The organism is Pseudarthrobacter sp. lyk4-40-TYG-27 (genome assembly GCF_030209295.1).
In the GTDB taxonomy this organism is placed as follows: Bacteria; Actinomycetota; Actinomycetes; order Actinomycetales; family Micrococcaceae; genus Arthrobacter.
Genome location: NZ_JARVSH010000004.1, coordinates 549,910 through 574,139, shown reverse-complemented (window position 1 = coordinate 574,139; position 24,230 = coordinate 549,910). Strand labels below are relative to the sequence as shown.

Genomic DNA, 24,230 nt, shown 5'->3' with positions numbered 1-24,230 from the left:
GCCACCGGATCGTGATCGGGTAGACGGTATGACTGAACAGCCCGCGCACACGGATCTCCAGCCGCTTAACGACCTTGAGGAGAAGCTCGCCACCGGTGGGCAGGAAGACGCCAATCCTGTTGACGTCATCCTGTCCTTCCTGAACAGCGAGGTCTACATCATCAGCTCGGACACGGTGGAAGGCGTGGACTCCCAGGTTGAGCCGCTGGTCCTTGCCAACGCCGACGGCCGCCCCGTCCTCGCCGTGTTCTCGCACCCCACCCGGGTGGACCAGCAGTACCTGGAAGCCGCACCCAACGTGCTGGGCACGCAGGGTGCAGCCATCATCGCCAACCTTGGCGACGAACTGGGCATGGTGATCAACCCCGGCGCCGCCTACGGCTTCGAGATCGATCCTGAAGGCGTGGCGAACATCCGGCGCGACTTCAAGCGCGCCGACGAGCAATAATGTCCCCATGCGTCTAGGCGTCCTCGACATCGGGTCCAACACCGTCCACCTGCTCCTGGTGGACGCCCACCCCGGTGCGCAGCCTGTCCCGTTTGCGTCCCACAAGCGGCCGTTGTCCCTGGTCCAGTACCTTGAACCGGACGGCAGCATCAGCGACGAAGGACAGCATGAGCTGACCGAGTTCGTCCTGGAGGCCTGGGAATTCGCGGCCCGGCACAAGGCCGAAGACCTGCTGGCATTCTGTACCTCGGCCATCCGCGAGGCCACCAACGGCCCCGCCGTCCTGGCCCGGGTCAAGCACGAGACCACGGTGACCCTCCAGGAACTCACCGGGAGCGAAGAAGCGTCCATGACGTTCTTCGCGGTGCGGCGCTGGCACGGGTGGGGCGCCGGCCCCATCCTGAACCTGGACATCGGTGGCGGCTCCTTTGAAATGGCCTTCGGCCAGGACGAGCTTCCTGAGGTGGCCACCTCCGTGCCGCTCGGCGCCAGCAGGCTCACCCGCGACTGGTTCCCCGAGGACCCGCCGTCGGCCAAAAGCGTCAAGGAACTGCGGCGCTACATCAGGGCCACCCTCAAACCTGCTGTCCGGGAATTCGACGGCCTCGGCCGGGCCAACGTGGTGGCAGGCACCTCAAAAACGTTCCGCTCCCTGGCCCGGATCGCCGGGGCCGCGCCCAGCGCCGAAGGCCCCTACGTCAAGCGCGAACTGCACGCCTCGGACCTGGGGATCTGGACCCAGCGGATCTCGGCCATGAGCTCCGAGGACAGGCTGCATCTCCCCGGTGTATCCGAAGCACGGGCGCACCAGCTCCTCGCCGGTGCACTGGTGGCCGAAGCCGCCCTGGAGATGTTCAAGTTCAAGAAGCTGCGCATCTGCCCCTGGGCTTTGCGCGAAGGGCTCATCCTGCGCCGCCTGGACCAGCTGGTCTTCGCCGGGCCGCTGGAACCGGCGCCCCATGTGGCCGCGTCCCGCCCGGTGGAACCTGCCCTCTAGCAACCAAGCGTTCGGCCGGGCAGCGACACCAGCCGCGCTTAAATGCGGAAGCACCGGGGCCGGCAACAGGAAAATGGGGGAAAACCTGTTGCCGAGCCACCGGTGCCCTGGCAGGCATCCCCATGCCTGCCGCATCACTCGCACCCTCAATGAGGTAATAACTACGTTAGGACCCCAAGTTGTGCGCTGCCTGCGCTGAACATGGGAGTTGCCTGTGAATGCATGTGTACTGCAATGATGGAGGCATGAGCAACCGAATTGCATTCCTTGGCTGTGGATCCATGAACGAGGCCATTCTTGCCGGCCTGCTGGAGGCCGGGACGGACCCCGGGGATGTGGTGGCCACCGTCCGCCGCGCGGAGCGCGCATCGGAACTCGCCGAACGGTACCCGGGCATTACCGCGATCGCCGGCGAGGAAGAACCAGACAACAACAAACAGGCCACCAAGGGATCCGCCGTCGTCATCCTTGGCGTCAAACCGGTGGGAATTGCTGACCTGGCCCGGGAGATCGGCCCGGCCCTTTCGCCGGATGCCGTGGTGGTCAGCGTCGCCGCGGCAGTATCCATCGCCCAGCTTGAAGCCGCGCTCCCCGCCGGCCAGCCGGTCATCCGGACCATGCCCAACACGCCGGCAAAGCTGGGCCGCGGCGTGGTGTCCGTCTCGCCGGGAACCCACTGCACTCCCGAGCAGCTCCGGAAGGTCAAGGACATCCTGCAGGGCGCCGGGACGGTGGTCGAAGTGCCCGAAGAGCAGGTGGATGCGCTGTCAGCGATCAGCGGCTCGGGCCCGGCGTACGCCTTCTACCTGGCCGAGGCCATGGCGTCGGCGGGGGAGGAGTTGGGCCTGGACCGCGAGCTGTCCCTGCTCCTTGCCCGCGAAACGGTGGCCGGCGCAGGCTTCATGCTCGCCGAACCGGGGGCGGATCCCTCCGCGCTGCGCAAAGCGGTCACCAGCCCCAACGGCACCACGGAACGGGCCATCGCCACGTTCGACGAACAGGGCATCCCGGCCATCATCGCCGCCGGCGCCAAGGCGGCAGCGGACCGGGCGGCGGAAATCACCAAGCAGCTTGGGTAACGGAGGCTGGGCTTGTCGAAATCCGGTTTCGACAAGCCCAACCACCGGGGGACCTTATGGCCGGGCGGCGAACCGTTCCAGCAGGTCGACGTGCCCGGAGACAATGAGCATGTCCCGTGAGGACACCTTGGTCTCGGGCCGGGCGTAGGTGAAATCCTCGCCCGGGGACTTCACGCCCACAATCGTCACACCGTACTTGGAGCGGACCTTCGACTCGTCCAGCGTGAACCCCACGGTCTCCCGCGGCGGGTACATCTTCACAATGGCGAAGTCGTCGTCGAACTCGATGAAGTCCAGCATCCTGCCCGAGACCAGGTGCGCTGCCCGGACTCCGGCGTCGGCCTCCGGGTAGATCACGTGGTTGGCCCCGATCCGCGTCAGGATCTTGCCGTGCGAGGGGGTGATTGCCTTGACCCAGAGGTGTTCGATTCCCAGGTCCACCAGGTTGACGGTGATCAGCACGGAGGACTCGATGGACGTCCCCACCCCCACCACCGCGGAACTGAACTCCTGCGCGCCCAGCTGGCGCAACGCGTCGATGTTGGTGGCGTCAGCCTCCACCACGTGGGTCAGGAGCGGGGCCCATTTCTGCACCAGGTTCCGGTCGCGTTCGATCGCGAGTACTTCCCGGCCCTGTTTGACCAGCTGCTCTGCCGTGGATGATCCGAAGCGGCCCAGCCCGATCACCAGCACCGGGGCGTTGTGGGCGGGGCGCCGCGGGGCGTCTGTGGAACTAGCCAATGATGGGCCTCTCTTCGGGGTAGTGGTACAACTGGCTGCGCTGGCGCAGGGCCAGGGCGGCTGCGAGGGTCACGGTTCCTACGCGGCCCGCGAACATCAGGGCCGCGAGGACGTAGACGCCGGCAGGGGGCACCTCGGCGCTGAGGTTGGTGCTCAGGCCCACCGTGGCGAACGCGGAAATGGTTTCGAACAGCACCCGGTCAAGCGACTGGCCGCTGATGGCCAGGAGCAGGAAAGCGGACACTGACACCAGGGTGGCGCCGGCCACGATCACCGAGATGGCCACCCGCATGCTTCCTTGCGGGATGGTCCTGCCGTAGACCTTGACGTCCGCGTCACCGCGGGCCTCCGCGACGATGGCCAGGAACATCACGGCGATGGTGGTGACCTTGATGCCGCCCGCCGTCGACGCGGAACCGCCGCCGGCGAACATCAGGGCGTCCGTCAGCAGCATGGTGGTGGAATCCATCTGGTTCTGGTCCACCAGGTTGAAGCCGCCGGAACGCGTCATGACGGATGCGAACAGCGCGTGGGTGATCTTGTCGCCCACATCCATGGTGCCGATGGTCCGGACGTTGTCCCACTCCATCAGCGCCCAGAGGAACGCCCCGGCCACCAGGAGGATCAGCGATACCTGGATGGTGAGCTTGGTGTGCAGGTTCCACTTTTTCCAGTTCAAGCCGTTCTGTTGGAGGACCATCACCACGGGGAAGCCCAGGCTGCCCAGGAAGACGCCCACCATCAGCGGGATAAGGATCCACAGGTCCGTCTCGTAGGGCACGATACCGTCCGAGTGCGGGGTGAAGCCGGCGTTGTTGAACGACGAGATGGCATAGAAGATGCCATGCCACACCGACTGCCAGAAGGGCTCGCCCAGGGTCAGGAACCGGGGAACGAGCGCCAGGGCCAGGACGCCCTCGATGACCACGGAGGTGGTGATGACGATCCGGAGCAGGGTGCCCACCTCACCGAGGCGGCCGGCGTTGTTCATGGATTCGGCGGCAATGATCTTCCCGCGCACCCCCAACCGCTTGCTCACCATCAGCGCCAGCAGCGAGGCCAGCGTCAAGGTACCCAAACCGCCGATGAAGATGCCCACCAGGATCACCAGCTGGCCGAAGAAGGACCAGTGCACCGCCGTCGACACCACCGTTAGTCCCGTCACGCAGACGGCCGAGACGGCGGTGAACAGGGCCTCGTGGATGGGGGTGGCGGTTCCGTTGGCCGAAGCCATGGGCAGGGACAGCAGGAACGTGAACACCATGCAGACCGCGGCGAACGCCGTCAGGGCAAGCCTGGCAGGGGAGGTGTTGGCGATGTCGTCGATGAAGTCGCGAAGCCGCGTGAAGATCCAGAGGCCCTCCCGCTCCTGCGCTGGGGGGTGCCAGCTGGCCGGGGTCCGGGGCCTTGACTGGCTCTGCGTCATGTGTGGCTTTTCCTCGGTCGAAACTGCTTCCCCCAGTAGTAAACCACTAAAGCCCGGCTTCATGGCCCGGCTGGGAGTCCGGCGGGCTCGGGTAGCCTGTGATTGATGACATATCTGCCCGGTCTAAGCCAGCCCGCGCCGCCGACGATGGTGGCGTGGAGCCCTGACATGACTGCCTACAACTTTGGTCCGGGCCACCCCATGGCACCGGAACGGATGGACCTGACGGCCCGCCTGGCGCGCAGCCTGGGGCTCTTCGACCTGGACCATGTGGATGTGCAGGCGCCGGAGACCGCCTCCGACGCGGAACTGGAAGCGGTTCACTCGGTGGATTATGTCGCGGCGGTGCGCAGGGTCAGCGCCGACCCCTCCCGGCCGGACGAGTCCCGGGGGCTGGGGACCGAGGATGACCCGGCTTTCGCGGGAATGCATGAGGCCGCGGCGCGGCTTGCCGGCGGATCCCTGATGGCCGCCCAGGGCGTGCTGGAGGGCTGGGCCGTGCATGCGGTCAACTTCGGCGGCGGCATGCACCACGCCGCCCGGGACCGTGCCAGTGGATTCTGCATCTACAACGACGCCGCCCTTGCCGTCCAGCGGCTCCTCGACGGCGGCGTGGGAAAAGTGGCCTACATCGATGTCGATGCCCACCACGGCGACGGAACGCAGAACATCTTCTGGGACGATCCCCGGGTCCTGACGCTCTCGCTGCACGAAACAGGACTGACCCTCTTTCCCGGAACAGGGTTCGCCAACGAGATCGGCGGCCCCGCAGCGGAGGGAACAGCCGTCAACGTTGCCCTGCCCGCCGGCACCGGGGACGCCGGCTGGCTCCGGGCGTTCTACGCCATCGTGCCGCAACTGGTGGGCGCGTTCGAACCGGAGGTCATCGTGAGTCAGCACGGCTGCGATTCACACCGCAGCGACCCCCTCACCCACCTCAACCTCAGTGTCGACGGGCAGCGCGAGGCCGCGAACGCCGTCGCAAACCTGGCCGAACGGTTCTGCGGGGGCCGGTGGATCGCCACCGGCGGCGGCGGCTACAACGTCCTGGATGTGGTGCCGCGGTCCTGGAGCCACCTGGTGGCGATCGCCGCCGGGCGGCCAGTGCCGCTGCGCACCGCCGTCCCGGAAGACTGGCGGCTCTATGTGGCGGAGAAATTCGGGACCGTGGCCCCCGCGCTGATGGGGGATGACGTGGAGCTGTGGTGGCGGTCCTGGGAAGTGGGCTTCGACCCCAACGACGCCGTGGACCGTACCGTCATGGCGACCCGCAAGGCGGTGTTCCCCTTGCACGGGCTGGACCCCTGGTTCGACTAGCGGCTCCGGTGGTGCACCGGAGCAGTGGGGTACCGAAATAGTTGATGCCTTTCGGCGTATATGTCGCTAGGGTGGGAGGCATGGTGACAGACGACGTATTTGCCGTCATAGCGGAATCCACCCGGCGGGAGATCCTGATGGCCCTCCGGGCGGGGGACAAAGCAGTGGGGGAGCTGGTGGAGGAACTGGACGCCAGCCAGCCCACCATTTCCAAGCACCTGAAGGTCCTGCGGGAAGCGCAGCTGGTCAGCATGCGCGCGCAGGGCCAGAAGCGGTACTACGCCTTGAACCGGGGTCCGTTGGAGGGCATCGCAAGCTGGCTGGAGACGTTCGACGTCGGCACGGCCGCCAAAGCGGCCTCCTCGCCAATCAGCGCCTCACCAAAGAACAGCGCCGCAGGGAACACGGCATCAGCGGCGAAGGGCCGGCCGGCGGCGGCCGCCGCGGCGGGCCCGGCGGAGGCACCCGCCGCCGTCGTGCCGGGGCATGTGGCGCCTCGCCAGGAGGACGCCGCGGCGGGCGTCCTGGCGCGCGAGGGAGCAGAACTGAGCCCCGCCGTCGTCATTCCCGGCGGAACAGCAGCCCCGTTGAGCGATGACAGCGTTCCGCAGCAGATCGGACGCAGTGTTGGCCGCGCGGCCACCAAAGCCGCGGACCTGCTGGCAAACCTCCCCAACCTGCCCAAGTTCGGCCGCAAGAAATAGGGTGGACGCCGGCGGCTGGGTGCCTCGAAACCCGGGTTTCGGCACGCCCAGCCACCGGCCCCCTGCTCAGTGCTTGCCAAGCAGCCGCACGTGGTCCGGCGTGAGCCCCGAAACGGAACTGACGCCCAGCAGCGCCATGGTGCGTGCCATGTCCTTTTCCAGGATCTCCAGGGCGCGGTCCACGCCGGCCCGTCCGCCGGCCATCAGGCCGTAGAGGTAGGCGCGCCCAATCAGGGTGAAGTCCGCGCCAAGGGCAAGGGCGGCCACGATGTCGGCGCCGCTCATGATGCCGGTGTCCAGCATGATGGCCGCGTCCGTGTGGTCCTTGGTGAAGGCCTCCTTGACCTCGGGGAGCAGGTGGAACGGGATGGGGGCCCGGTCCAGCTGGCGGCCGCCGTGGTTGGAGAGCACCACGCCGTCTGCGCCATGGTCCACGACGCGGCGGGCGTCCTCCACCGTCTGGATGCCCTTGACCACCAGGTTGCCTTTCCAGGTGTCGCGCAGCCAGTCCAGGTCCTCGAAGGTGAGCGTGGGATCGAACATGGAGTTGATCAGGTCCGCCACGGTGCCGGTGTAGCGCGAGAGCGAGGCGAAGGTCAGCGGCTCGTGCGTGAGGAAGTTGAACCACCAGGCCGGCCGGTAGGAGGCATCCAGGACAGTCTTCAGGGTCAGTGCCGGCGGGATGGTCATGCCGTTGCGGACGTCGCGGAGGCGGGCACCGGCCACGGCTGTGTCCACGGTGACCATGAGGGTGTCGTTGCCGGCCTTGGCGGCGCGCTCGATCAGTTCCAGCGAACGGTCGCGGTCCGTCCACAGGTACAGCTGGAACCAGTTCCGGCCGTTGGGTGCGGCTGCTGCCACGTCCTCAATGGACGCGGTGCCCATGGTGGAGAGCGTGTAGGGGATGCCCGCTGACTCGGCGGCCCGGGACCCGGCGTATTCGCCCTCGGACTGCATCATCCGGGTGAATCCGGTGGGGGCGATGCCGACGGGAAGCCGGGACGGTTTGCCGAGGATGGTGGTGCTGAGGTCGATGGCAGAGACGTTCCGCAGGATCCCGGGCCGGAATTCGATGTCCAGGAAGGCCTGGCGGGCCCGGCGGAGGGTAATTTCCTCCTCGGCTGCTCCGTCCGTGTAGTCGAAGGGAGCTTGCGGAGTACGCCGCTTGGCGATGTCCCGGAGTTCCCAGATGGTGCTGGCCCGCTTGAGCCGGGCATCCTTGCTGAACTCCGGCTTCTTGAACTGCATCAGCGGAGCGAGGTCCGAGTACTTGGGCACGCGGCGCTTCAGGGCGGGGGGCACGGCGGACGACGCCGGCGCCTTGGCAGGTGCGTGCGTTGCCGGGATGTCCGTGGTGTCCGGTGCCGGGGCGGCCTCCGGGTTGCCGGGCTGGATGATGTGGGTCATGGCGTCCTCCTGTGGTCCAACCACACTGTAGGCCATGTGGTCCAACCACATCAACTACCATTGGCCGTATGCGAACCCATCAGCTGGTCCTGGCGTGGATCGAGGAACAACTCTCTGCCGGCCGGCTGGCCGTCGGCGGCAGGCTGCCTGCCGAACGGACCCTGGCCGAGCAGCTCACGGTCTCCCGGACGTCCGTGCGGGAAGCCATCCGGATCCTCGAGGCGATGGGCGTGGTCCGCGCGGGTGTCGGGTCCGGCCCCGATGCCGGGACGGTGGTCATCTCGGATCCCACCGCGGCGCTCGCCTCCGCCCTCCGCCTGCACGTTGCCACCCAGCACCTGCCCGTGGCGGACATTGTGGAGACCCGCGTCCTGCTGGAGTCCTGGGCTGCGGGCAAGGCGCGGCCGGATGCCCCCGAACTCGACGAGGCCGCGGCCCTGCTGGCCGGGATGGACCAGGCGGAAGGCGTGTCGGTCGGCGACTTCCTGGCCCTCGATGTCCGCTTCCATTTCGCGCTGGCCAACGCCGCCGGCAACGCGGTGGTCAGCGCCATGATGGGATCCCTCCGCGAGGCTATCCAGGGCTACGCCGCAGAGCTGACGTCAAACCTGCCCGACTGGGACGCCACCGCCTCCCGTTTGCGCGCCGAGCACCACGCCATCCTTGCAGCGGTCCGGAAGGGCGACGGCGGCCGGGCGGCGGAACTGGTGGCGGCACACATCGAGGGGTATTACCGGGAAGCGGGCCTGGGGGCCGGGTCCCGGGAACCCTAGCCGTGGACGGCGCTCCGTGGCGCCTTGGCCGGGCCGCTGCTGGCCCGGACTTCCAGCCGCGGCTGGAACCGGCTGCCGGGCACCTCGTTCCCTTCCTTGCGGATCAATGCCCGGAGCTGGTGCCAGGCCTGCTCGCCCAGTTCGGTGATGGGGACGGCCGCGGTGGTGAGCGCCGGCGTCGTGTACTTGGCGAAGGGGATGTCGTCGAATCCGGTGACCGAGATGTCGCCGGGCACGTCCAGGCCCCGTTCATGCAGTCCGCTCATCAGGCCCATGGCCACGAGGTCGTTGAAGGCGAGGATGCCGGTGGCCCCGCTCGCCAGGACCGCGTCAACTGCTTCATGTCCCGTGTCGAAGTCCGAGCCGCCCTCAAGCATGGTTACCTCCACCTGCGGGTGGGCGGCCTTGAAAGACTCCAAGCCCTTGAGCCGCATGCCGTTGGATGCGCTCCGCGGCGGCCCTGCCAGAAAGGCCAGCCGGGTGTGCCCCAGCTCCACCAGGTGCCCTGCGATGTCCTGGACGCCCTGCCCGTAGTCCACCACCAGGCTGGGCACGTCCGGCGCGTCCGTGGTGCGGTTGATCAGCACCAGCGGGTGCAGGGACGGCGCGATCTCCGTCAGTTCGGCATCGGACATGCGGGGGGCGCAGAGGACCAGTCCGTCGCAGCGGCGGCGGGCTTCGCCGGCCAGGATGGACTCCTCGCTGGAAACCTCGAACGAATCCGCGATCAGCACCCGGTAGCCGTCCTGTGCCGCGGCCCGGCTGAGGCCGCGAAGGATCGCCTGGAACGTGGGGTTGGCCAGATCCGGCACCACGATGCCGATGGTGTCCGTCTTTCCCAGTGCGAGGCTGCGGCCCACCGGGTTGGGCTGGTACTTCAGTTCGGCGGCGGCTGCGCGGACCCTGGCGGCGATGTCCGGGTCCACGGTGAAGTTCCCGTTCATGACACGCGAAACCGTGGCGTGTGAGACTCCTGCCTTCACGGCGACATCCGCGATGCCGATCCGGCCGCTTGCCGATTTCCTTGCCATGGGGAACCCTTCTGTCGCGCCACTCCGGACGGATGCTGCCGGCTGCGTTAGGCGCCGGGCCAACAAGCCCCGGGTGGCAGGTGCTTTGGAAGACAGCATATACGGCAGCCGGAAAGCGATTTCTATCCTTTTTCCGGCAGTTTTCCGCCGGGGAGGGCGCCAGCGCTGCGCACTTGCTCAGAAAACGCTTTCTGTTAGCGCCCGGAGTGGTTGACGGATGGGCGGGCGGGTTGATACAACTTCTATAGCGAACTGAGAAAACGCTTTCTCAGGCAGGTGCAGCAAAGTGCCACCGCCGAACCGCAGCGGCCGCCCCGGCGGCCGGGCAATGAGCTTTCGAAAGGGACCCCCACATGGTCAACACAGCCGAGACGACGTCGGCCGCAGCTGCTCCCCACACGGCTGCCGGCAGCCCCACCTCCGACGGCCGCAAGGCGCGCCTTGCCCTGGTGGGCACCGGAGGGCGTTCTGAAATGTACATCCGCGCAGTGTTCGGCAAGCACGCCGACACCGCGGAACTGGTCGCGTTCTCGGACGTGAACCCCGGCCGCGTGGAGTTCTACCAGGGCCTCATCCAGGAACTCGGCGCTCCCGGCCCCATTGCCTCGTTCGATCCGGCGGACCTGACGGCCTTTATCCAGGCCAACCACATTGACCGCGTCGTGGTGACCACTCCGGACTACACCCACGCCGACTACATCGTCGAAGCCCTCAGGGCCGGCGCGGACGTAGTGGTGGAAAAGCCGCTCACCATCGATGCCGAGGGCTGCCGCCGCATCACCAAAGCGGTCCAGGAAACCGGCCGGAATGTGGTGGTGACGTTCAACTACCGCTACTCGCCCCGCAACAGCGCCCTGAAGGAGATCATCCAGAGCGGCGTGATCGGCAAGGTCACCTCGATCGACTTCAGCTGGGTCCTGGACACGGTCCACGGCGCTGACTACTTCCGCCGCTGGCACCGCGAGAAGAAGAACTCCGGCGGCCTGCTCATCCACAAGGCGTCCCACCATTTCGACCTCGTCAACTGGTGGATCGACGACGTCCCGGAGCGCGTCTTCGCCTCCGGCGGCCTGAAATTCTATGGCGACAAGAACGCCGCCGAACGCGGGCTGGGCCCCCGCCCCGAGCGCGGAACGCCCGACGCCGGTGCGCCCGCAGGTGACAAGGACCCGTTCGCGCTGGACCTCCGCGAGGACGAACGGCTCAAAGCGCTCTTCCTGGACAACGAACACTACGACGGCTACCGCCGCGACCAGGACGTCTTCACCGGAGGCATCACCATCGAGGACAACCTGGCACTGGTGGTTGAGTACCAGGGCGGGCCGCGCCTGAGCTACTCCCTGAACGCGCACAGCCCGTGGGAGGGGTACCGGGTGGCGGTCAACGGCACGGAAGGCCGGGCTGAGCTCGAAGTGGTGGAACGCGCCGCCGTCCTGCACAGCACGGACAAGAAGACAGTGGTGGACCCGAGCGCAACCCCCGTGGAGGAAGAGGACGCCGTCCGCCGCAACGGCGAACGGCTGGTGGTCCAACGCCACTGGGAGGCCGCGTACGAGGTCCCGATCGTCAATGGCGAAGGCGGCCACGGCGGGGGCGATGAGCTCCTGCTCTCGGACCTCTTCAACGGCCCGGGTGAAGACCCGTTGGGCCGCCCCTCCGGCTACCTCGACGGGCTGCGTTCGGTATCTGTGGGCATCGCCGGCAACCAGTCGCTCGAGACCTCGCTGCCCATCCGCGTGGAGGACCTGGACCTCGGCGTCGATCTCCGCCGCGGCAAGTAGGGACGAACCATGAGCAGGATATTCGTTACCGGCGGCTCCGGCCGCCTGGGACGCAGTGTTGTCGCGGGGCTCGCCCAGGCGGGCCACGAGGTGGTCTCCGTGGACCGGGACGCCGTGCCCGCCGGCCAGCTGCCGCCCGGCGTCGTGCAGGAAACCGCCGACCTCCTGGCGCCGGGCGAGGCGCTGCGCCTCCTCCGGGAGTCAAGGCCCGACGCCGTCATCCACCTTGCAGCGATCGCCGTCCCTTTCAGCGCGCCGGAGGACGTCATCTTCGCCACCAACACCAGGCTCGCCTTCGCCGTGATCAGCGCGGCTACCGAGCTTGGCGTCCCGAAAATCATCACCGCCAGCAGCCCCACCGTGCTCGGTTACGGCTCGCCCGCGGGCTGGCTTCCGTCGTCGTTCCCGCTCGATGAGCGGACGCCGCCGAAGCCTTGGAACGCCTATGCGCTGTCCAAGCTCATCGCCGAACAGACAGTGCAGATGTTCGCCGCTGCCCAGGGGGAGCGGATCCGGTATGCGGCATTCCGCCCATGCTTCGTGATCTCACCGGAGGAATGGGAGGGGGCGCCCACGCAGCAGGGCCACACCCTGGCTGAACGCCTGGCCGATCCCGCCCTTTCGGCGCCGGCCCTGTTCAACTACGTGGACGCCCGGGATGTGGCGGACTTCCTTGACCTGCTGCTCCGGAAAATGACGGACATTTCCAACGGCGAAACCTTCTTCGTCGGCGCCGCGGACGCCCTGGCAACCGCGCCGCTGGCCGAGCTCATGCCCCGCTTCCTGCCGGGCAGCGAAGACATCAGTGCGGGCCTGACCGGGACCAGCCCCGCGTTCTCCATCGCCAAGGCACAGGAACTCCTGGGCTGGCAGCCGCGGCGCAGCTGGCGCACCGAACTCACGTCCCGCCACACCCTCAACGACGAGGCTTCCGCGCTGGTCACTGCCGGCGGCGGAAGCAAGGAGACACCATGAAATTCGACGGCGTACTGTTTTTTCCCGTCACCCCGTTCACGGCCGAAGGCGCCGTTGACGTCGCACTGCTCAAGGAACACATCGCCTCCCGGCTGCCCTATGGCCCGGGCGGCGTCTTCCCTGCCTGCGGCACCGGTGAATTCCATGCCCTCAGCATCGACGAGGTCCGCACCGTGGTGGCGGCCGCCGTCGAGGTCGTCGCCGGAAAGGTCCCCGTGGTGGCCGGGGCGGGTGGGCCGCTGGGCCACGCCCTCGCTGCCGCCCGGGTGGCCGAGGAAGCCGGCGCCGACGCCCTCCTGGTGCTTCCGCCCTACCTGGTGACCGGACCCACCGACGGCCTGGTGGCCTACATCGAGGCTGTCGCCGATGCCAGCAGCCTGCCGGTCATTGTCTACCACCGCGGCAATGCAAAGTTCACCGCCGCGTCCATGGCGAAGCTGGCCGCCAATCCCAAGGTCATCGGCTTCAAGGACGGACTGGGCGACGTCGGCCTGGCCCAGGAAATCGTGTCCGCCGTCAAGGCTGCCGGCCGGGAGGAGTTTGCGTTCTTCAACGGCCTGCTCACGGCGGAACTGACGCAGGGCGCCTACCGGGGCCTGGGGATCCCGCTGTATTCGTCGGCAGCATTCGCGATGGCGCCGGAGATCGCCAAGGCGTACTACGACGCCTACGTATCCGGGGATGAAGACCGCCGCAATGCCTTGCTGGAGGGCTTTTACGCGCCGCTGGTCCGCCTGCGCGACCAGACGCCCGGGTTCGGCGTCTCCCTGATCAAGGCCGGCCTGCGCCTGGGCGGCCTTCCGGTGGGCCCCGTGCGGCCGCCGCTGGTGGATCCCACGGAGGAGCAGCTCGTGGAGCTCAAGGCCATCCTGGCCAAGGGCTACGAGCTGGCCGGACACTGATGAGCGCACCGGCGGCCGAAACCGTCCGCACCGTCCCGCGCATCACCGGCCTGTCGACGAGGCTCCTTACCGTTGCGCTGCGCCGCAGCTGGGGTGCGGAGGCACCGGAGAACCACGTGATCGCCACCGAGATCTCCACGGACGACGGCGGCACGGGTTTTGGTTTCTCCTGGACGCCTACCATCGGTCCCCAGGCAGTCAAGGCGTTGCTTGACCACGACATCGCCCCTTTCGTGGCCGGGCTGCCCGCAACCCCCGAGGGTGTGTGGGACGTGCTCTGGAAGCGGCTGCACGAGGCCGGCGGCGGAGGGCTCACCACCATTGCCATGGCCGGTGTGGACCTTGCATTGTGGGACCTGCAGGCCCGCCGTGCCGGCATGTCCGTCACGGGCCTGCTGGGCCAGCGGCAGGAGTCAGCCGAGGTTTACGGTTCCGGCGTGAACCTGCACTACACCCTGGAAGAGTTGGTGGCGCAGGCCGAACGCTGGGTTGCCGCCGGCCACCAGGCAGTGAAGATCAAGGTGGGCAAGCCGGACCTCCGCGAGGACCGCGAACGCGTTGCCGCCGTCCGTTCCGTCCTGGGCCCGGACCGCAGGCTCATGATCGACGCCAACCAGCGGTGGGACCTGCCCACCACCTTCCGGGCCCTCGACGTACTGGCCGAATTCGGGCTGGAATGGCTGGAAGAACCTCTCCGCGCGGATGACCTCTGGGCCTACCGAAGGCTCCGCAAACATTCGCCGGTGCCCATTGCCCTTGGCGAAAACCTGCACACGATCTACCGGTTCCGCGATTTCATCGAGGCGGAGGCGGTGGACATTATCCAGCCCAACATCATCCGGGTAGGCGGCATCACCCCGTTCCGGCGGATCGTGGAGCTGGCACGGACCCACAGCATCAAGGTCATGCCGCACCTGCTGCCGGAACTGTCCGGGCAGCTGGCATTGACCTTGGCGGAGCCCACCATGGTGGAGGATGTCGAGGAGGCATCCTTCGAACAGTTGGGGATCCTGGCCGGGCCATCGCCGGTGAGGTTCGCCAACAGCAGGGTGGCCCTGACGGACCAGCCCGGACTGGGCTTCCGTTTCCGGGACGCACCGTAACCACCGACGCACATCCACAGAACAGGTACCTGACGTGACAACTGCAACGCTTTCCCTGTCCGAACTCACCGCCGCCGCGACGGAGGCCGCCCGGACCGCTGCTGCGGCCACCGATGCCGAGCGCGCCGCGTGGCTTCACGCGGCGGCGGACGCGTTGGACGCCAACGCGGCCGAACTGGTGGAAATCGCCGATGCCGAGACCAGCCTGGGTGTCCCGCGCCTGACGGGGGAAGTGGCCCGCACCACAGGCCAGCTGCGCTTGTTCGCACGCGTGATCACCGAGGGCTCTTACCTTGAAGCCATCATCGACCACGCGGACCCGTCCTCCACCCCGCCCAAGCCGGACCTACGCCGCATCCTGCGGCCCATCGGGCCGGTGGCGGTCTTCTCGGCGTCGAACTTCCCGTTCGCCTTCTCCGTGGCAGGCGGGGACACGGCCTCGGCCCTCGCCGTCGGCTGCTCCGTGGTTGTCAAAGCCCACTCAGGGCACCTGCGGCTCTCCGAGCGGACCGCCGGGATTGTGGCTGAGGCGCTTCGCGGCGCGGGTGCCCCGGAAGGCCTGTTCGCCCTGGTCAGCGGCCGCGAGGTGGGAACGGCGCTGGTCCAGGACCCCGCCATCAAGGCCGTGGGCTTCACCGGGTCCATTCCCGGCGGCCGCGCCCTGTTCGACCTCGCCACCTCCCGCCCGGATCCCATCCCGTTCTACGGAGAGCTGGGCAGCCTCAACCCGGTGGTCATCACCGCGGCAGCACTGAAGGCCCGCTCCGCGGAACTCGCCGCCGGCCTGGCAGGCTCCTTCACCCTTGGGGCCGGCCAGTTCTGCACCAAGCCGGGCCTGGTGTTCATCCCAGCCGGAACCTCCTTCGCAGCCGAGGTAGCGGACGCCAGCAAGGACAAGCCCGCGGCCGGGATGCTGACCAGCCGCATCGCCGAAGCCTACCCGGACGGGCTGCGCAGCTTCGCAGCCGTGGAGGGCGTGCAGGTGGTGGGCGGCAGCGTTGACCAGGACGCGGCAGCCAACGGGGCTGCCCCGGTGGTGTTCGCCACCGCCGCGGCCAAGGTCCTGGAGCGACCCGGGCAGCTGCTTGAAGAATGCTTCGGGCCCACCACCATCCTCATCGAGTACAAGGACCAGCAGGAACTGTCTGCTGTCCTGGCGGAGGTTCCCGGCAGCCTGACGGCCACCGTGCACGCAGAGCCGGAGGAGGACATCGCCGCCCTGGTGGAGCAGCTCGCCGGCCTGGCCGGCCGGGTCCTGTTCGATGGCTGGCCCACCGGCGTCGCCGTGAACTGGGCCCAGCAGCACGGCGGCCCGTACCCTGCCACCACCTCGCTGTTCACCTCGGTGGGTGCGACGGCGGTCCGCCGCTTCCAGCGCCCCGTCGCCTACCAGGACGCCCCGGAAAGCGTCCTGCACCCGGCGCTCCGTGACGACAATCCGCTGGGGATCCCGCGCCGTGTGGATGGGGAACTGCGGCTCCCGTAACAACGCCCGCTCACATACTGCAGCTAAACACGAAACGCCCGCTCACTTATGGCCGTAAAAACGGCCATAAGTGAGCGGGCGTTTCGATTAAAGCTGCAGTATGTGAGCGGGCGCCGGACTAGAGCTGCAAGGTCACGGGGCGCGCCAGCCCGTTCACGGTGGCCACCGGCCAGCGCGGGTCAACAGTCAGGATGTGGAGCCCGGATTCCGTGAGCTGGACCGTGTCCTCGATCTTGACGCCCGGCCCTGACGGGTTCCATGTGAACGCCTGGTCCAGCACCACCGTATCCGTGGCTTCCGACGTGACCCGGGGATCGCGCCCCGCGTAACCGGCGGGCCCGCCCTGATGGTGTTGTTCCCACTGGTCCGCGCCGAAGCCATGCCGGACGTACGCGGCCTGGATCTCGGTGAAGATCCGGTCCAGCCGGGTGCCGGGAACCGTGGCATCGAATATATCCGCCTCCACTGCCGCGATGCGGGCCTCGGCGTCGCGCTCCCCGGGAGTGCCGGCGTCGAACCTGATCCAGCGGGTGATGTTGGCCACGAGGCCGTCGCGGCGGGCGCAAACCACCGCCATGGCACGCCGGCCAAGAGGCGCGTGCGTGGCCAAGGGGTGCCGGAACGTGCTGCGGGAGCTGCCGTTGCACAGGAGTACCAGCGGCTCTGCACCGGCGGCCACCACCCGGGCAGCCAGCGCCGACACCAGCGCGAATTCGGTGGTGTCCGGGCGGGCGGCGGACAGGACCTCGGTCATGATGCCGGCCACGTCGGCGCTGAGCAGGGCATAGCGGGCGCTTTCCGCCGGAAGCAGCTGCTGGCGCGCGGCGCGCAGTTCGGCGGCCACCTCTGCCTCGGACAGCGGAGGCAGGGCGCCATTGCCCACGGCGGCCGCGGCCTGGTGCAGGTTCGCGTACCAGGGAACGGTATGCAGGTTGACTCCCAGCGGAAGCTCCTCGGCGGCGATCCGGCCGGCTTCGTTGTTGAACGTCACCAGGTGGTCGCCGTCGCGCGCGACGAGCAGGGCGGCGATGGGGTCGCCGGCCAGGCTGATGTGCACCCGGCTGCCGTCCAGGTACCAGGTCAGGGCCGTGTTGGTGGTGAGGAGCAGCGAATCCCGCCCGGCCTCGTCCAGGATGTCCAGCACGCGCCGGCGCTTGATGGCCCGGTCGCCCGGGGATCCGGGAGCCAGGCGGGCCTCCTGCTGGGGAACGGCTGCGGCTGTGGTCTGGGTCATGACGGATCCCCTTGTTCGTTGATCAGTGTTTCGATGTCGGCGGTGGCCAGGAGTCCGTCGGCCACGAAGACGGTGACGTGCCGCCGCACCGGCGTGCCGGGCTCTGCGATGACGGGCGTATCCCACGCCAGCGACTGCCCGACGCCCGGGTAGCCGTCAACCCGGACAAACCATGGGTCCGTGGAGTCCCCGGCAGCGACGAACACCAAGGTGGCCGGGCCGCCGTCGAACGTTCCCGACCAGGCGAGCCATGGCGCGACGCTGCCGTGGGCCTGTGACTCACCGGAGCCGGCGGGCGTCCAGACGGCAGGGTCCGCGCACTCGGGCAGCCGCCAGAAGAAGCCGCCGTAGCCACCCTCGAACCGGCCGTTGGAGCCCGGACTGCCCAGGCTGACCGGCGTGTTCCCTGCAGGTGACAACGCAAAATCCAGTGACAGCCGCCAGGCGGAGGGTGCGACGGCGGACCACGCCCAGGTGCGTTCCTCGCGGAGAACGGGGGAGCCGTCCGGCCCGTTCCAGCTCAGCGTCTCCTGCAGGACGCCGGGCCGTCCCGCGCCGGCGTCGGCCTGGAAGGATGCGGTGCCGGTGCTTGCGATGCTGCCGTGGTCCGGGCGCCACACGTACTGGCCGGCTTCCCTGGTGTAGGTGCGGCCGCCCCAGAAATTCACCCCGTCCACATCCTGCAAGGCCACGCCGGCGCCCAGGTGCCATACGTGGTCAAGGGGCTGGTGGTCAGTCACCACGGTGCCGTTCAGGGTGCTCACCGGGTGGAGGTAGGGGCGCGGGGAGGATACTGCCCTGATATGGCTGCCGTCCTGGTAATCGGCCACCGGGCGGCCCCCAACGGTCAGCGTCCGGACCGGCGGAAGGGGACGGGCCCAGGGCACGCCGAGTTCGGCGAACGTTGCCTGTGCCTTGACGGCGCGCTCCAGCGTTCCGGAGATGCCCTGCACCACCGGATGGGCGTCGTCGCCCTCGCCTTCCCACGTGATGAAGCCGGTGCCGATCGGGGCCGGTGCGGGCGCGGTGCGGATAGCCTCCAGGACGGCGGTGAAGGCTCCGGTGTCTTCCAGCGCGCACAGCAGCGGCGTTCCGTTGGCCCGGGCATCCAGCAGGTTTTCGAGCAGGTCAGTCCGGCCGAAGGACTCCCGGCGCTCGCCGGCCGGGGTGGTGATGACGACGTGGTCCTCCGTGTAGGAAAGGGTGATCTCGCCCAGTGTTCCGTGCACGGTGACGGCCGGGTTGAGCTGTTCGGGGGCGCAGAGCGTCAAGGCACAAAGGAGGGTCTCTCCGCCTGCGGTGCGGATCCGCAGAATGGACGTGTCATCGCTTTCGGTGCTGTTGGCCCGGTACAGGTCCGTTTCCACCGAGCGGACGTCCGCGAGGGTATGCGCGCCCGCCAGATGCAGTCCGGTGGCAACGGCGTGGGCCAGGGCGTTCGTGGCCACCCCGTCCACTACGTCAGTGCCGTCGAGGCTGCGTTTCCCGGCCCAGCGCGAGCGGTTGAAGTACGCCTTGGTCCGCAGCCATTGGCCGGTGGCGCTGAGCCCCAGCACGGTGCCTATTTCACCTGCCTCCACCAGGCCCCGGATGGCGGGCAGGGCTTGGGAGCCCAGGCTCTGGAAGCCCACCTGGACCCGGCGGCCGTGGTCCCTGGCCGCGGCCAGGACTTGCTCGAATTGCGCCAGGGATGCCACCGGCGGCTTTTCGACATAGACGTCCATCCCGGCGGACAATGCCGCGATGGCCAAGGGGGCATGCGTCTGGATGGGGGTGGCAATAATGACGACGTCGACGCCAGGCTGGGCGGCCAGCAGCCCGTCCAGGTCCGGGTACACAGCCACCGAGCCGGCCAGGCTGCCGGGCTGCGGCGGGTGGGGATCGGCCACGGCTACCAGTTCCAGGGCGCCGGCCTGTTCGAGCCGGGCCAGGTTGGCGAGGTGCCGTTCGCCGAAGCCGTGCACGCCCACCAGGGCAACCCTGGGAAGGTCTGTGGACGGGGACTGCGGATGGGTGGATTCCGCCGAATGCTGTGTGGTCACGTGGGTCCTTGGGAGCGGTGCTGGTTGGGGGTCAGGTGGTCAGCGTTTTCGACAGGAAGTCGAGGGCCTCGTCCTGCATGGCCGCCGTGAAGACGTGCCCGCCCGGCCAGAAGCTGCCCGCATACCTGTCGGTGCCGCCGTGCAGGGATTCGAGTAACTGGTGGGCCCGGCGCATCCCGGCTTCCGGGAAGAGCTCGTCAGCAAGGGCGTACTGCACCAGGAACCGGGCGGACCCTGCGCGGGCTGTGAGTTCCGGCCAGTCACCCAGCTTCCACAGCCCGGGAGTCTGCAGCAGCCACGAATGTGCGTCGAGGTACGCGGGGAAGAGGGATTCAAACGTGGTCATCATGCAGGTGACCACGGCGGCCCTGATGCACGGGCTAAGGGCGGCCAGGGTGAGGGAACGGCCACCGCCGCCGGAGAAACCGATGCACCCCAGGCTGTCCGCATCGACGCCGGGCAGTGCGGCCAGGACGTCGAGGGCGGCAAGGTCGTCGTGGGCCACCATGCCGGCAAGGCTGGTGCCGAGCAGCCCCGCCGCCTTGGCCACGGTGTCCTCATGGACGCCGGCCGCGGCGTTGTATTCGTCGGCCTCGGAAGGCGCGATGCCGTCCGCCCGCCACTGCGCCTGCCGTGCGTCAACGGCCGCGGCGGTCCGCCATGGCGGGGTGGAGAGGTCAAACCTGCGGCTTCCCCAGGCAAACGTGTCATGGGCAAGGACAGCGAAACCCTGGCGGGCCAGGCCGGTGGCCAGCGCACGGCCGTCATAGTGCCCTGCGCGTGCGGCAACCGCCGACGGGTGGGTTGTTGGGAGCTCCACGAGCCGGTCCGCACCGCCAAACTTGTTGCCGCCGTGGCAGTGCAGGGCCAGGATGCCTGGCAGCGGTCCGGAATGTCCTGCCGGCCGGACCAGCCAGCCCGTGGTGCGCGGCCCGAAGCCCAACTGCCAGCTCAGTTCGGTGGTGGTGGTGGCGTCGTCGTACGTTTCCTCCCAGTGCACCCGTACGTCCGGCGACCCGGGCACAGCCGGGACGCCCAAGGCATCAGAGAGTTCCTGCGCCGCCCCGGTGGACGCCCGGTGGCGGGGACGGGCCCGGACGTAGACAGGCCAATCGTCGTAGCCGCCGATGGCGCTGGGCCGTGTTGCCGTGATCATGTGCCTGCCTCCTTTCGTGGTTGGTGTCTGTTCATCCGTCCGCCGCGGCAACCGTCAGGCGAGGTTTTGGTTGACCTCTGAAATCATGCCTTTGGCAGCGTCCCGAGGCGCGATCTTTCCGAAGAGTACATCCGTGTTGTAACGGTTCAAAACTTCCAGGGTTGCGGATGATCCTGCCGGGAAGGGCTTGGGTGCCGGAACCTTCATGGCCGCGATCCGGTCCAGGTAGGTGGCTTCCTTCTGCTGGGTTTCCTTGAGCAGGGGAGTGATGCCCGCCTTCAGTTCGGTGTTGGCGGGCATGCCGCGGTCGCTCTTGATCTTGGTGGCCGCGTCCATGTTGTTGACCAGGTAGTTGATGAACAGGGCCGCTTCCTTGGGCTGGGCGGATTTGGACGAGATGGCGTATTCCATCGACGAACGCAGCCAGGCCCCCGGCGTCCTGCTTTCGCCGGGAAGTTTCACCATGACCAGCGGGGCGCCGGAGTAGGACGTCATCTGGTTGCTCCAGGAAATCTTCATTCCTTGCTTTCCCTGGCCCATCAGTGTCATCTCAGGCTGGGCGGACCCGTCCTCGACGGTCTGGGACGCGGACGGGGCGCCGCCGGTTTCCATCAGCTTCTTGTTGAGCTCAAACCACTTGGCGAGCGTGTCCTCGCTGATGCCCATCTTCTTGCCGTCGTCCGTGTAGAGCTCCTGGCCATTCTGGCGTGCCCAGACGGCGAGGAAGGAGTCGTTGGCCATGGGGGTCGTGCCGAAGGTGCCGGCCGGCGACTTCTTGGTGATTTCGGCGGCGATCCGTGCGTAGTCGTCCCAGGTCCAGGTTTCGTCGTCCGGCAGCGGCACGCCGGCGGCCTCGAAGACCTTGGGGTCCAGGACCATGGACATGGAGTTGACGCCCGCCGTAATGGTGTACTGCTTTCCGTTGATCTTGCCCAGCTCAACGGTCCCGTCGGCGAACTTCGAGGTGTCGATCTGGTCCTTCACCTTGTCGAGGTCCAGGAGGACGCCGCGGCTGGAGTATTCGCTGGGATAGGCGCCGCTCATGGCGATGACGTCCGGGGTGGTTCCGCCGGCGATCTGGGTGGCCATTTTGTCCCAGTAGGAGCTGAATTCGGTGTTCTCGCCCTGGACCTTGATGGTGGGGTTGGCGGCTTCAAATGCTTTGATGACCTCCATGGTGGTCTTCGCCCTGGAGTCGTTGCCCCACCAGGCGAACCGGATGGTGACGGGATCCTCCGCAGTCCCCACTTTCCCGGCCTGCGGGCTGTTGCCGCAGCCGGTAAGGACCATGGCCAGCGCGGCGGCGGCGCCGGTGATTCCCATGACCGATTTCCTGAGACCAAACCTCATTGTTGTCCCCCTTATTCTGGTAGTCGCGTCCCCTTGCCAGATGCAACAGAAAACGTTTTCTCAAAAACTAACAAAGGGCTGTACAGGAGTCAAGAAACCGTTTACTTTGGTACGGAGCCGCTTTCTAGAACGACGCTCCCGGCGGGCGGAACCGCTCCAGCCCTGACGGGCATGCAGCGGGCCCGCGAAGGGAGTCCCGAACCCCCATCGCCTGGCGATGACCGAAACGTGGAGGCCACGATGACCAAAGGAGACCACATGGCCGCAAAGCATATTCCCAGGACGCGCCGTCCGGCCCCGCTGCCGGCCGACGCTTGCCTGCTGTCCGTGATGGAGCAGCAACCGTGAGCGCCATCAGCGAACTGTCTTCGTTGAGCCGGCGGAAGGGCAAAGCCACCGCTGAGGAGAAGAAGGCCAACAGGCGGGACAACAAGGCCGCCTACATTTTCCTGCTCCCGTGGCTGGTGGGTTTGGTGGCCATCACCATCGGCCCCATGTTGATGTCCCTCTACCTTTCGTTTACGGACTACAACCTGCTGCAGCCGCCCGAGTGGACGGGGCTGGACAACTTCACCAGGATGCTCAGCGACGCCCGGCTGCACAACTCGTTGCGGGTTACGTTCACCTACGTCCTGGTGGGTGTTCCACTGCAGCTGGCCGTGGCACTGCTGATCGCGCTCGTCCTGGACAAGGGGCTCCGCGGCCTTCCGTTCTACCGTTCCGTGTTCTACTTGCCGTCGCTGCTGGGCGGTTCGGTCGCCGTCGCCATCCTGTGGAAGCAGATCTTCGGCACCACCGGCCTGGTGAACCAGGTCCTGGCCATGTTCGGCATTCAGGGTCCCGGCTGGATCTCGGATCCCAGCACGGCCCTGGGATCGATCATCCTGCTGCACGTCTGGACCTTTGGCGCTCCGATGATCATCTTCCTCGCGGGCCTGCGCCAGATCCCCAACATGTACTACGAGGCGGCCAGGGTGGATGGTGCCACCACGCTCCAGCAGTTCTGGCGGATCACCATGCCGATGCTCAGCCCGATCATCTTCTTCAACCTGGTCCTGCAGATCATCGGTTCGTTCCAGTCCTTCACCCAGGCGTTCATCGTCTCCGGCGGCAACGGCGGACCTTCGGACTCAACGATGTTCTTCACGTTGTACCTCTACCAAAAGGGCTTCGGCCAGTTCGACATGGGCTACGCCTCAGCCATGGCGTGGGTGCTGCTGCTTATCATCGGCGTCTTCACCGCCATCAACTTCATCGCTTCTAAGTATTGGGTTTTCTATGACGACTAAGCTTGAGACGCTGCCCACCCCGGAGAAGAAGTCCGGGGGCGCCGGCAAGCCTACGAACCGCAAGCCCAGGGTCCGCGAGTCCCGGGGAACGCTGGCCTTCAGCAGGGCCCAGCGCGGTAAATCGCTGATGAAGCACGGGATCCTGATCCTGGCCGGCGGGCTGATGATCTATCCGCTCCTGTGGATGGTGGTCTCCTCGCTGCGGCCGAATGATCTGATCTTCCGTGAACCGGGCCTGTGGCTGAACAGCCTGGAAATGAGCAACTACACCTCCGGATGGTCGGCCCTGACGCACCCCTTCGGCCACTACATGATCAACTCCGCGATCGTGGTGATCGGCTCGATCCTGGGCAACCTGGTCTCATGCTCGATGGCTGCCTACGCGTTCGCGCGGCTGCAGTTCACCGCCAAGAAGCTGTTCTTCGGCATCATGCTGCTGACCATCATGCTCCCGTTCCACGTGGTGATCGTGCCGCAATACATCCTGTTCTCGCAGATCGGCTGGGTGAACACTTTCTGGCCGCTGATCGTTCCCAAGCTGCTTGCCACGGATGCGTTCTTCGTCTTCCTCATGGTGCAGTTCATCCGCGGCATCCCCAAGGAGCTTGACGAGGCCGCGAGGATCGACGGAGCCGGCCATCCGCGCATCTTCCTTCGCGTGATCCTGCCGCTGATGGTGCCGGCCCTGGCCACCACCACGATCTTCACCTTCATCTGGACCTGGAACGACTTCTTCGGCGCCCTGATCTACCTCACGGACCCGGATATGTTCACCGTTCCCGTGGCACTGCGTGCGTTCGTCGACTCGCAGTCCGCCACCAGCTGGGGATCCTTGTTCGCCATGTCCATCGTGTCCCTGCTGCCGGTCTTCCTGGTGTTCCTGTTCGGCCAGCGGTTCCTGATCAAGGGCATCGCCACCACGGGCATCAAGTAACGCCGGGCCGCACCCGGCGCCACGCGCCCCTGCACCACCTGTTTGAACGGCCCGT

Annotated in this window: 21 protein-coding genes; 13 read left to right on the top strand and 8 right to left on the bottom strand. The window is 67.4% G+C overall.

The genetic code is table 11. The annotated features are described in order from the left end of the window. Positions 1-28 precede the first annotated feature (28 nt). The 3 genes from QRM96_RS10425 (at position 29) to proC (ending at position 2,524) form a co-directional block, all read left to right on the top strand. The gene (locus QRM96_RS10425; protein WP_018761826.1) at positions 29-448 is read left to right on the top strand and encodes an SseB family protein; all 420 of its coding nucleotides are present in this window, start codon (positions 29-31) and stop codon (positions 446-448) included. Positions 449-455: 7 nt separating this feature from the next. Next, a complete protein-coding gene (locus QRM96_RS10420; RefSeq protein WP_109045173.1) occupies positions 456-1,445 on the top strand; it encodes a Ppx/GppA phosphatase family protein in 990 nt (329 codons plus the stop codon). Between the two features lie 245 nt (positions 1,446-1,690). Beyond that, the gene (proC, locus tag QRM96_RS10415; RefSeq protein ID WP_018761824.1) at positions 1,691-2,524 is read left to right on the top strand and encodes a pyrroline-5-carboxylate reductase; all 834 of its coding nucleotides are present in this window, start codon (positions 1,691-1,693) and stop codon (positions 2,522-2,524) included. 54 nt (positions 2,525-2,578) lie between these two features. Here proC and QRM96_RS10410 read toward each other — a convergent pair whose 3' ends face one another. Beyond that, complete coding sequence (locus QRM96_RS10410; protein WP_018761823.1) at positions 2,579-3,217, bottom strand: potassium channel family protein; 639 nt, start codon at positions 3,215-3,217, stop codon at positions 2,579-2,581. A gap of 40 nt (positions 3,218-3,257) precedes the next feature. Beyond that, positions 3,258-4,691: a TrkH family potassium uptake protein gene (locus tag QRM96_RS10405; protein ID WP_133830612.1), complete on the bottom strand. Its 1,434-nt coding sequence runs from the start codon at positions 4,689-4,691 to the stop codon at positions 3,258-3,260. A gap of 105 nt (positions 4,692-4,796) precedes the next feature. Here QRM96_RS10405 and QRM96_RS10400 point away from each other — a divergent pair, with 105 nt between their 5' ends. Both QRM96_RS10400 and QRM96_RS10395 read left to right on the top strand, forming a co-directional pair. Then, entirely contained in the window at positions 4,797-6,008 is a 1,212-nt protein-coding gene (locus QRM96_RS10400) for an acetoin utilization protein AcuC (protein WP_285319561.1), read from the top strand. Between the two features lie 80 nt (positions 6,009-6,088). After that, positions 6,089-6,712, top strand: a complete 624-nt coding sequence (locus tag QRM96_RS10395; protein WP_285319560.1) for an ArsR/SmtB family transcription factor — start codon at positions 6,089-6,091, stop codon at positions 6,710-6,712. A 66-nt stretch (positions 6,713-6,778) separates the two neighbouring features. Here QRM96_RS10395 and QRM96_RS10390 read toward each other — a convergent pair whose 3' ends face one another. Continuing rightward, a complete protein-coding gene (locus QRM96_RS10390) occupies positions 6,779-8,119 on the bottom strand; it encodes an alpha-hydroxy acid oxidase (RefSeq protein WP_285319559.1) in 1,341 nt (446 codons plus the stop codon). A 68-nt stretch (positions 8,120-8,187) separates the two neighbouring features. Here QRM96_RS10390 and QRM96_RS10385 point away from each other — a divergent pair, with 68 nt between their 5' ends. Further along, a complete protein-coding gene (locus QRM96_RS10385) occupies positions 8,188-8,892 on the top strand; it encodes a FadR/GntR family transcriptional regulator (protein ID WP_285319558.1) in 705 nt (234 codons plus the stop codon). On the opposite strand, the gene QRM96_RS10380 is transcribed toward QRM96_RS10385, so the two are convergent. Beyond that, positions 8,889-9,923: a LacI family DNA-binding transcriptional regulator gene (locus QRM96_RS10380; RefSeq protein WP_285319557.1), complete on the bottom strand. Its 1,035-nt coding sequence runs from the start codon at positions 9,921-9,923 to the stop codon at positions 8,889-8,891. The two genes, QRM96_RS10385 and QRM96_RS10380, sit on opposite strands and share 4 nt — an antisense overlap. Before the next feature lie 353 nt (positions 9,924-10,276). Between QRM96_RS10380 and QRM96_RS10375 the strand changes: the two genes are divergently transcribed. Genes QRM96_RS10375 through QRM96_RS10355 form a run of 5 tightly spaced genes read left to right on the top strand, consistent with a single transcriptional unit; the run spans position 10,277 to position 16,170 of the window. Then, the gene (locus QRM96_RS10375) at positions 10,277-11,704 is read left to right on the top strand and encodes a Gfo/Idh/MocA family protein (RefSeq protein WP_018761816.1); all 1,428 of its coding nucleotides are present in this window, start codon (positions 10,277-10,279) and stop codon (positions 11,702-11,704) included. A 9-nt stretch (positions 11,705-11,713) separates the two neighbouring features. Next, positions 11,714-12,679 (top strand): NAD-dependent epimerase/dehydratase family protein, encoded by a 966-nt coding sequence (locus QRM96_RS10370; protein WP_285319556.1) that lies wholly within the window; start codon positions 11,714-11,716, stop codon positions 12,677-12,679. After that, the gene (locus QRM96_RS10365; RefSeq protein ID WP_018761814.1) at positions 12,676-13,581 is read left to right on the top strand and encodes a 5-dehydro-4-deoxyglucarate dehydratase; all 906 of its coding nucleotides are present in this window, start codon (positions 12,676-12,678) and stop codon (positions 13,579-13,581) included. The genes QRM96_RS10370 and QRM96_RS10365 overlap by 4 nt, the downstream gene beginning before the upstream one ends. Continuing rightward, complete coding sequence (locus QRM96_RS10360) at positions 13,581-14,684, top strand: mandelate racemase/muconate lactonizing enzyme family protein (protein ID WP_285319555.1); 1,104 nt, start codon at positions 13,581-13,583, stop codon at positions 14,682-14,684. Before QRM96_RS10365 ends, QRM96_RS10360 begins: the two co-directional genes overlap by 1 nt. 34 nt (positions 14,685-14,718) lie before the next feature. After that, entirely contained in the window at positions 14,719-16,170 is a 1,452-nt protein-coding gene (locus tag QRM96_RS10355) for an aldehyde dehydrogenase (NADP(+)) (RefSeq protein WP_018761812.1), read from the top strand. Between the two features lie 118 nt (positions 16,171-16,288). Here the strand turns inward: QRM96_RS10355 and QRM96_RS10350 are convergent, their stop codons facing one another. Genes QRM96_RS10350 through QRM96_RS10335 form a run of 4 tightly spaced genes read right to left on the bottom strand, consistent with a single transcriptional unit; the run spans position 16,289 to position 21,925 of the window. Beyond that, positions 16,289-17,404, bottom strand: a complete 1,116-nt coding sequence (locus QRM96_RS10350; protein ID WP_285319553.1) for a M24 family metallopeptidase — start codon at positions 17,402-17,404, stop codon at positions 16,289-16,291. Next, positions 17,401-19,446: a DUF6807 family protein gene (locus tag QRM96_RS10345; protein WP_285319552.1), complete on the bottom strand. Its 2,046-nt coding sequence runs from the start codon at positions 19,444-19,446 to the stop codon at positions 17,401-17,403. Before QRM96_RS10345 ends, QRM96_RS10350 begins: the two co-directional genes overlap by 4 nt. A 31-nt stretch (positions 19,447-19,477) precedes the next feature. Beyond that, positions 19,478-20,602, bottom strand: a complete 1,125-nt coding sequence (locus QRM96_RS10340; RefSeq protein WP_285319550.1) for an alpha/beta hydrolase family protein — start codon at positions 20,600-20,602, stop codon at positions 19,478-19,480. Between the two features lie 54 nt (positions 20,603-20,656). Continuing rightward, positions 20,657-21,925, bottom strand: a complete 1,269-nt coding sequence (locus QRM96_RS10335) for an ABC transporter substrate-binding protein (RefSeq protein WP_018761808.1) — start codon at positions 21,923-21,925, stop codon at positions 20,657-20,659. Positions 21,926-22,296: 371 nt separating this feature from the next. Here QRM96_RS10335 and QRM96_RS10330 point away from each other — a divergent pair, with 371 nt between their 5' ends. Continuing rightward, complete coding sequence (locus QRM96_RS10330; RefSeq protein WP_018761806.1) at positions 22,297-23,241, top strand: carbohydrate ABC transporter permease; 945 nt, start codon at positions 22,297-22,299, stop codon at positions 23,239-23,241. Further along, positions 23,231-24,175: a carbohydrate ABC transporter permease gene (locus tag QRM96_RS10325; RefSeq protein ID WP_018761805.1), complete on the top strand. Its 945-nt coding sequence runs from the start codon at positions 23,231-23,233 to the stop codon at positions 24,173-24,175. Before QRM96_RS10330 ends, QRM96_RS10325 begins: the two co-directional genes overlap by 11 nt. The last annotated feature ends 55 nt before the right edge of the window (positions 24,176-24,230 follow it).